The organism is Kribbella sp. (assembly GCF_035655035.1).
Classification (GTDB): Bacteria; Actinomycetota; Actinomycetes; order Propionibacteriales; family Kribbellaceae; genus Kribbella.
In genome coordinates this window covers 1-6,796 of record NZ_DASRVN010000119.1, presented here as the reverse complement: position 1 = coordinate 6,796, position 6,796 = coordinate 1, and the positions used below count along the sequence as shown (strand labels likewise).

Sequence of the window (6,796 nt, the reverse complement as noted above, 5' to 3'; positions counted from 1 at the left end):
TGTGGTCGCTACCTCGGACACCTCCGCCAGCAGCTGCACCGCGGACGCTCCACCGCCGACAACGAGCACCTGCTCCCCGGCAAGCTCAGCCGCGCCACGGTAGTCGGCCGTGTGCAGCTGGCGCCCGCGAAACGTCTCGATCCCCGGGTACCACGGAATGAACGGCCGGTCCCACGTACCGGTCGCGTTCACGAGAGCAGCAGCGGTGTACCGACCCGCTGACGTTTCCAGTGCGAAGCCGCCGTCGATCGCCCGTACGGTCTCGACCGCCACCGGCCGTACGACGGGCAGCTCGAAGCGCTTCTCGTAGTCCGCGAAGTACGCAGGCACGAACGCGTTGGCCCGCTCCGCCCCAGCACTCGACGGCACCGGTACTCCGGGCAGGTTGGCGATCCCGTGGACGTCATGCATCGTCAACGAGTCCCACCTGTGCTGCCAGGCACCACCCGGCTCCGCGTTCCGATCCAGTACGACAACCTCGTCGTACGGCGTGAACCCGAACCGCACCAGGTGGTACGCAGCCGACAGCCCGGCCTGCCCCGCCCCGATCACCGCTACGTCAAGCACACAGGCTTGAACGCGAAGCAGGCCTCACGTCTTCCCGGGGGCTACTCCTTGTTGACCCGCCGCTGCCCCGCCATGCCGCCGAGAACAGCCGCGATCAGTGTGACCAGCACGGCCGCACCGGCTGCCACCAGACCACCTGTCGTCAGCGTGCGGTCGGCGATCGGCAGCCCCATGCGGTTCAGCACGTTGTACTGCGAACCAGCCGCCCCTGCGAGTACTGCGGCGATCGCGGCGACGACGACTCCCAGCAGCCAGACGCCGAAGCCGTGCCGGCCGCCGTGCAGGCGGGCCAACCGTCCGGCGACGTAGCCGCCGTTGTAGTAACCGATCGCCAGGATCACCAGCAGGATCGCACCGGACGCGATCCCGATGGTGCCGGCGCTGCCTTTGGCGTCGTTCCAGTTGAATGTGACCGCGTAGTCCACAGCTGCCGCGGCTGCGCCGACGACCACCGTCAACAGCCCGACCAGCCCCAGAGCGACCAGCCAGCCGTAGAACGTGGCCCCGCCGCTGGAGGCGCGGTGTGCGGGCTCAACGCGTCGTTCGTCCGCGGGGGGCTCGGAAGGGCCGAGCCGCTCGGCGCGGGTGTCTTCTTCGTGGTATTGCTGCGTCATCTCAGCTTCTCCTCACCGGACAAGCCCCGTGTACCTAGCCGGTACCCGGTGAGGAAACGCTGCGTCAGAGCAGTTCGTCGATGCGGTCGTGGTAGCGGCGGCCGGACTTGCCGCCGACGATCGCGGCGATGAGGGTGAAAACGAGCAGTGCGGCAGCAGCGGCGGCGCTGCCGAGCAGGATCGTGTGGTTGGACAGCGCGACGTTCGGCCGGGGCAGGTTGCCGATCAGGTCGTACTGGCTGTTCAGGAACCAGCTGAGACCGCCTGCGATCGCTCCGACGAATACTGCGATCATCCACACCCCGAAGCCCTGCCTGCCGCCGTCGAAGCGCGCCAGGCGGCCCGCGACGTACCCGCCGGTGTAGAACGCCAGCGTGAGCATGAAGATCGTGACGGCGGCCGCGGTGATCGACGCCGCGCCGGGCTGCGCCTTCGCGTCACTGGTCGTGTAGTTGAGGACCTGCGCAGTTCCGAACGCCGCAGCGGACACGGCCGCCAGCAACAGCACCGACATCGCGATCGCGATCAGCCAGCCGAAGAACGCGGCGCCGAACTTGAACCCGCGGTACGACAGCAGTTCCGGGTCGACGTCGGACTGCGCAGCGGCCGGCGGAGGGGTGCGCAGCGGCTGGTCCGCCGGGACGGTGATCGTACTCATCGCCCGGCTGGCCGCGGCCCGTGCCTCCTCGTACCGCTGGGTGCTGTCACCGGCGGGCGCGGCGATCGTGGCGGTGTCACCGGGGTACTGCTGACTCATGTCCGCGGGCTCCTCACTGGTCTGCCTAAAACTAAGCACCGTGCGGACGCCCCCTACCCGTCCGGACGGTGCCTGACACAGGCGGAGTTCGGAATTAACCAACTCCTGGCGTGGTCTCACTGACCGTTGCCGGGTATCGGCGCGGAGTGAACACCAACGGTCCGGCCGGACGGGGAACGGTACGCGTCTGTGACGAGCCGACCAGCAGCAGACACCGCATGTCAACCGTTTGCGCGTCCAGTTGGCCCAGAGTTGTCACAGTGATCGCTTCCGCCGGGCCGCCGACGTCACGCCCTACGACGACCGGTGTGTCGGCAGAACGGTGTTCGAGCAGCAGGTCCCGAGTGGCGGCCACCTGCCAGGTACGGGACTTCGAAGCAGGGTTGTAGATAGCTATTGCCAGGTCAGCCTGCGCTGCCGCGGTCAGGCGCTGCGCTATGACGTCCCACGGCTTAAGCCGATCCGACAGGGACAGCACGCAGTAGTCGTGACCTAGTGGTGCCCCTACGCGGCTGGCGACCGCCTGTGCCGCTGTCATGCCCGGCAGCACATGTACGGCGATGTCGGCGTACTCCGGCTCCGCTGCCACCTCCGTGACCGCACTGGCCATCGCGAACACGCCAGGGTCACCGGATGAGACCACCACGACGCGGGAGCCCTTGCGGGCCAGGTCCAGCGCGAACGCGGCGCGCTCTGACTCCACACGGTTGTCGGAGCCGTGCTTACGCTGCCGGGCTCTGTCGGGCAAGCGGTCGACGTACGTCGTGTACCCGATCACGTCGTCAGCACCTGCGATTGCTGCGCGTACTTCGGGGGTCATCCACTCCGGGCCGGCCGGACCGAGGCCTACGACCGTCACCGAGCCCTCCTGCGCCGTCTTGGTGGCCGGGGGAGTGAAGGTGTTGTTGATGGGGCTGGGGAGGAGCGCGAGGGAGAAGTACGGCACCTCGTCCGGGTCGACCTCGTTGAGCGGGGCCGTGCGCTGCGCGTCGGTGGTGGCGCGTTCGACGTACCAGGCCTCGTCGGCGCGACCGGCCAGCTCGAACGCCTCGCGCACGTTCTCGAACGTACGGCCGAGCTTCATGACCGCGGCCGCGTCCGTCGAGCGGAGACGGTCGGCGAGGACGTCCGGCGGCAGGGTGCCGGGGAGCACGGTCAGGATCTCGTCGCGTTCGCAGAGCGGCCGGCCGAGTACGGCGGCGGCCGCGCTCACGGACGTCACGCCGGGCACCACCTCGCACGGGTAGCGGTCCGCGAGGCGTTTGTGCATGTGCATGTACGAGCCGTAGAAGAGCGGGTCGCCCTCCGCGAGGACGACGACGTCCCGGCCCGCCTCCAGATGCGCGGCCAGCCGAGCCGCACACTGAAAGTAGAAGTCGTCCATCGCGCCCTGGTACCCGCCCGGGTGATCCGTGGTCTCGGTGGTGAGCGGGTAGACGAGGTGCTCCTCGATCTGCCCCTCGGTGAGGTACGGCGCGGCGACCGATCGCGCGATGCTCCGCCCGTGCCGCGCGCTGTGGAACGCGATCACGTCCGCCGCCCCGATCAGCCGCGCCGCCTTCACCGTGACCAGTTCCGGATCGCCCGGACCCAGCCCGACACCCCACAAACGACCTGTCATCACTCTGCCTCGCTCGCGATCGCGTTGACGGCGGCCGCGGTGATCGCGCTGCCGCCCCGGCGCCCTCGGACCACCAGGTACTCGAGGCCCAGTTCGTTCGCGGCCAGCGCCTCCTTGGACTCGGCGGCGCCGATGAAGCCGACCGGGATCCCCAGTACCGCGGCCGGCCGTGGACCGCCCTCCGCAATCACCTCCAGCAGCCGGAACAACGTCGTCGGAGCGTTGCCGATAGCAACAACCGCGCCGTCGAGCCGGTCGGCCCACAGGTCGACCGCCGCCGCGCTCCGGGTGGTCCGCAACTCGTCCGCGAGCCCGGCGGTCCGTGGGTCGGGCAGCGTGCAGATCACCTCGTTGTCCGCCGGCAGCCGGCGCCGCGTGATCCCGGCCGCGACCATCTGCGCGTCGCACAGCACCGGCGCACCGGCCTGGAGCGCGGCGCGGGCGTTCTTCACGACGTTCGGCGACCAGGCCAGGTCCGCGACCAGGTCGGTCATCCCGCACGCGTGGATCATCCGTACGGCGACCTGGGACACGTCGGCCGGCAACCCGTCGAGCGCCGCCTCGGCCCGGATCGTCGCGAACGACCGCCGGTAGATCTCCGCGCCGTCCCGCTCGTACTCGTAACTCACAGCCGTTCCCCGTCCACCAGGTATCCGTCTCCGACAGCAATCACATCCACGAACTCGCCCGCGGGCTTCCCGCACCGCCGCTCACATCCCGACCAGTGCACCCGCCGTCCACGCACTTGCGCCAACTGCCGGGTCGCGTCGGCTCGCACGTCCGCCAACGCCTTGGCGCAGCCCGGACGACCGGCACAGGCCGTGACGCCCTCCCACGGCGAGTCCGGCGACGTGACCAGCCCGACCTCCTCCAGCCCGCTCGTGCCGGCGGGCACCACAACAGAGCGCCACGGCGTGATACGAACGTCGACCTGCCCCAGCGCAGTAGCCTGCTCCTGCGTGAGACTGCCAAGCGGCACCGTGACGACCAGGGCTGTCCCGTGCACACCAGCAGCAACCCGTGTGCTCTCAACAGGCACTACCTCAGTCGCGCGCAGCCCAAGGCGTTCAAGAATGCGCTCGGCGCCGCCGCTGACCTCAGCGACCCGCCACTCCTGCTCCCGCACCTGCAGGAACGCCTCAGCGGCGGCAACCATCAACTCCGGCACAGCGGCCCACTCGACGCGAACACCCCGCCCACCAAGACTCAGCAGCCCAGTGCGCTCGTCCAACGCCCGTACGGCCACGTCGGCCTGCAGCTCAGCCAGATCCCCACGGCCGTCATCCAGTGCGAACAAGAACCGGCCCGGCAGCTCCGCCAGCGCAGGGCGGTCGCACAGCGCCTTGTCGAGCGCAGCCGCCACCGGCATCACGTCGTACCGCGACTCCTGGTCCAGACCGGACAGCGGGGACGCCAGGATGTTCCGTACGCGCTCGTGGGCGATCGACGGCAGCAGGTCGGCTGTGTAGAGCCTGTCGGACAGCTCGCGCGGCCCGTCCGCGTCCAGACCGCGCAGCTGTACGTTGGCGCGCGACGTCAGCTCCAGCCGCCCGTCACCCAGTTCAGCGGCAGCACGACGCAGTACGTCGAGCTGTGCCGCGGTCAGGCGTCCACCGGGCAGCCGCACGCGGGCGAGACCGCCGTCAGCGGCCTGGTGCACTGCCAGCACGCCAGGGCACCGATCGCCTTCAGTCCTCGCCACAGGCGAGATGCTACGTGCCCGAAACCTGCTGTGTTCTGGACCACAGCAGGACCCCGACCGTCAGCGCCGCGCAGCAACCGCCGGCCACCATCACCACCGGCACCGACCACGCGTCCACGACCAGACCGCCCAGCAGCGCGCCAGTCGACAGCACGGCCTGGAACGACGACGTGAACCACACGGTCGCCGCCTCGCGCGACTCCGGTGCGGCCTGGGCGAACATGGTCATCGAGCAGACCGGTACGCCGCCGTACCCGAGCCCCCACACGACCAGCAACAGCAACGCTCCCGCCGTACTGCGACCGAGCACCGGCATCAGCAGCGTCGACGTGGCGATCAGAGCGGCACAGGCGGTGAAGGTCGCTGTGAGGTTGCGTGCGGAGTACGTGCCCGCGACTGCGTTGCCGACGAGACCTGCGGCGCCGTAGACGAGCAGGAACAACCCGATGAGCTCGGGACGCACCACCGCTCGGAGGAACGGTGTGATGTACGTGTAGGTCGCAAAGTGCGCCGTGACGATCAGACAGGTGACGAGCAGGGCCTTGGGGCTGCTGCGTAGCGCTCTAGCGAGTACGGCGGCCTGTGTGACCTGCAAGGGCGGCAGCGGAGGCACTGTGATGCGCAGGGCGACCAGGGCCACTAAAGAGAGCGCACCCAGCGCGGCGAACGACGTACGCCAGCCGGCCAGCTCGCCGAGGAACGTGCCCGCAGGTACGCCGAGCACTGAGCCGAGGGGTACCGCGGAGAAGATCACGGCGGTGGCTCTGGTCGACTGTGGTCCCGGTACCAGCCGTCCGGCCAGGCTGGCGCCGATCGACCAGAAGGCGCCGAGCGTCAGCCCGACGAGGAACCTGGCGACCAGCTCGAGCCAGAACGCTGGCGCGGCGGCTGCGAGGAAGCCCGCGGTCGCCAGCAAGGCCATGAGCGCGCACAGCATCAGCCGTCGGTCCAGCCGGGCAGTCACCAGCGTGACGACCGGTGCGGAGACAGCCGCGACCAGTCCGGGCATCGTCATCAGCAGGCCGGTACGGCCTGAGGTCAGGGCGAACGAGGTACCGATCGGTGTCAGCAGGCCGATCGGGAGGATCTCGGTGGTGGCGATCGCGAAGATCCCGAGCGTCACCGCACCGACGCCGTACCACCGCGCGGTCGTCGGCCGGATTGCCGTCTGGAGTCTCATGCCTCCCAGGCAACCGCCGCCGCCCCTCCCCGGCTCGCGATTTCACGACACCGCGGTCCGGCCCGAGCAAGCCGTCGTATTTTCGCGCGGAATGATCCAGCTGCGGATCATCTGTGGGCAGATGATTCCGCGCTACTCTCGGAGGTATGGCGCAAGTTCCGGAACGTACCGTGCCCGACCTGACCGGCTATCTCACGCACGCCGGCCATGTCCTGGAGACCCAGCTGTCCGCGGCGCTGGCCGAGATCGGGCTGACGCTGCGGATGCAGTGCGTACTGCGGCACGCGCTGGAGGCCGAGCGTACCCAGATCCAGATCGCCGAGCTGTCGTACATGGACAAGACCACGATGGTCGT

7 protein-coding genes and 1 pseudogene are annotated in these 6,796 nt (G+C 69.4%); 1 reads left to right on the top strand and 7 read right to left on the bottom strand.

Annotated features, from left to right (window positions below):
• From VFF46_RS06845 to VFF46_RS06815, 7 genes are all read right to left on the bottom strand, one after another.
• On the bottom strand, positions 1 to 567 hold a 567-nt coding region (locus VFF46_RS06845; protein WP_325036170.1), incomplete at its 3' end, for an FAD-dependent oxidoreductase.
• 41 nt (positions 568 to 608) lie between these two features.
• The gene (locus VFF46_RS06840) at positions 609 to 1,181 is read right to left on the bottom strand and encodes a hypothetical protein (RefSeq protein ID WP_325036169.1); all 573 of its coding nucleotides are present in this window, start codon (positions 1,179 to 1,181) and stop codon (positions 609 to 611) included.
• A gap of 64 nt (positions 1,182 to 1,245) precedes the next feature.
• Positions 1,246 to 1,938, bottom strand: a complete 693-nt coding sequence (locus VFF46_RS06835) for a hypothetical protein (RefSeq protein ID WP_325036168.1) — start codon at positions 1,936 to 1,938, stop codon at positions 1,246 to 1,248.
• Between the two features lie 94 nt (positions 1,939 to 2,032).
• Positions 2,033 to 3,559: a precorrin-2 C(20)-methyltransferase gene (locus VFF46_RS06830; RefSeq protein WP_325036167.1), complete on the bottom strand. Its 1,527-nt coding sequence runs from the start codon at positions 3,557 to 3,559 to the stop codon at positions 2,033 to 2,035.
• On the bottom strand, positions 3,559 to 4,188 hold the full coding sequence (locus tag VFF46_RS06825; protein ID WP_325036166.1) for a precorrin-8X methylmutase: 630 nt from the start codon (positions 4,186 to 4,188) through the stop codon (positions 3,559 to 3,561). Before VFF46_RS06825 ends, VFF46_RS06830 begins: the two co-directional genes overlap by 1 nt.
• Positions 4,185 to 5,228 (bottom strand): precorrin-3B synthase, encoded by a 1,044-nt coding sequence (locus VFF46_RS06820; RefSeq protein ID WP_325036165.1) that lies wholly within the window; start codon positions 5,226 to 5,228, stop codon positions 4,185 to 4,187. Before VFF46_RS06820 ends, VFF46_RS06825 begins: the two co-directional genes overlap by 4 nt.
• 43 nt (positions 5,229 to 5,271) lie before the next feature.
• Positions 5,272 to 6,441, bottom strand: a complete 1,170-nt coding sequence (locus VFF46_RS06815; RefSeq protein WP_325036164.1) for an MFS transporter — start codon at positions 6,439 to 6,441, stop codon at positions 5,272 to 5,274.
• A 146-nt stretch (positions 6,442 to 6,587) separates the two neighbouring features.
• Here VFF46_RS06815 and VFF46_RS06810 point away from each other — a divergent pair.
• A pseudogene (locus tag VFF46_RS06810) lies at positions 6,588 to 6,796 on the top strand (MarR family transcriptional regulator); the annotation flags it as partial.

Bases quoted from the DNA above. Each gene is read 5' to 3' on its own strand.
- VFF46_RS06830 (WP_325036167.1), bottom strand. From the start codon at position 3,559: ATGACAGGTCGTTTGTGGGGTGTCGGGCTGGGTCCGGGCGATCCGGAA.
- VFF46_RS06835 (WP_325036168.1), bottom strand. From the start codon at position 1,938: ATGAGTCAGCAGTACCCCGGTGACACCGCCACGATCGCCGCGCCCGCC.
- VFF46_RS06840 (WP_325036169.1), bottom strand. From the start codon at position 1,181: ATGACGCAGCAATACCACGAAGAAGACACCCGCGCCGAGCGGCTCGGC.
- VFF46_RS06815 (WP_325036164.1), bottom strand. From the start codon at position 6,441: ATGAGACTCCAGACGGCAATCCGGCCGACGACCGCGCGGTGGTACGGC.